The organism is Salinicola sp. RZ23, assembly GCF_003206675.1.
Taxonomy (GTDB): Bacteria; Pseudomonadota; Gammaproteobacteria; order Pseudomonadales; family Halomonadaceae; genus Salinicola; species Salinicola endophyticus.
The window spans coordinates 1-831 of sequence record NZ_PZJK01000030.1 but is presented as its reverse complement, the minus strand read 5'-3'; the positions used below and the strand labels follow the sequence as shown (position 1 = coordinate 831).

The 831-nt window shown below is 66.2% G+C and carries 1 protein-coding gene and 1 pseudogene; both read right to left on the bottom strand.

Annotated elements, in window-relative coordinates:
• Positions 1-191: pseudogene (locus tag DOM67_RS19635) on the bottom strand (hypothetical protein); the annotation flags it as partial.
• 370 nt (positions 192-561) lie between these two features.
• The gene (locus tag DOM67_RS19625) at positions 562-768 is read right to left on the bottom strand and encodes a hypothetical protein (RefSeq protein ID WP_110678998.1); all 207 of its coding nucleotides are present in this window, start codon (positions 766-768) and stop codon (positions 562-564) included.
• Between the last annotated feature and the right edge of the window lie 63 nt (positions 769-831).

Sequence of the window (831 nt, the reverse complement as noted above, 5' to 3'; positions counted from 1 at the left end):
CGCGGGTTGAGTTCGCGGATGCGGTCGACCATCTCGTAAGGCGCGGACATGGTGGAGGTCTGGAAGCCGAAGAGGTTGTCGTTGGTGGGATCGGCTTCGTTCATGATGATGAGCTTGGCGCCCTTGATGCCTTCGACTTCGTAGCGAGAGGCACCGATGACGTGGGCTTGAATGGTGTTGATCATGGACATGGTGAGGTTCCTTTCAGCGTTGGTACCGGGTTGCCAGGATGTGGCAGTGGCGAGCGAGTACGACTAGCTCAGTGAGGTCGGACGACTCGGGGTCGAGCATCCGGGTTAGGTGTTCCGCCTGGGCGTAGAGCAGGGCGGCGTGACCGTAGTCACGGCCCTGGAGGCACCGCTTGGCCCGCTCCCTCAAGACTCGGGGCTCCGGGCAGGCGGCTACCCACCCTTGCCCGTCGTCCATCGGTCGGGATGCACGGCGGCCGATCCCGCGCCCCCCGTCAACCCGTGCTGCGCAGGGTATGACGGGGGGCGCGGTGCCGGCCTGGGAAGCCGTGCGACCGATGGGCGACGGGTGACGGGCAGGCAGCAACATGACTTAGGCCCCGGAATCCGGGCGGGCCGGGGTGGTGCCCCCTTCCAACGGCGAGCGGTCGCCGCTTTCCAGCAGGGTCAGGCCGTACTGCATGAGCCGTTCGCCCAGGGCGGAAGGGGTCAGGCGGTTGGTGCCTGCCTGGACGAGAAACCGGGAGTGGTCGCTCTGATCCAGGAACACACGAACGGGCTGTTTCTTGGTCGTGGTCATTGGGTGTTCCTCAGGGTGGGGACTGCGTGGCGATGACCGGGCACGAGAGGCACCACGGTCGGG

Bases quoted from the DNA above. Each gene is read 5' to 3' on its own strand.
- DOM67_RS19625 (WP_110678998.1), bottom strand. From the start codon at position 768: ATGACCACGACCAAGAAACAGCCCGTTCGTGTGTTCCTGGATCAGAGC.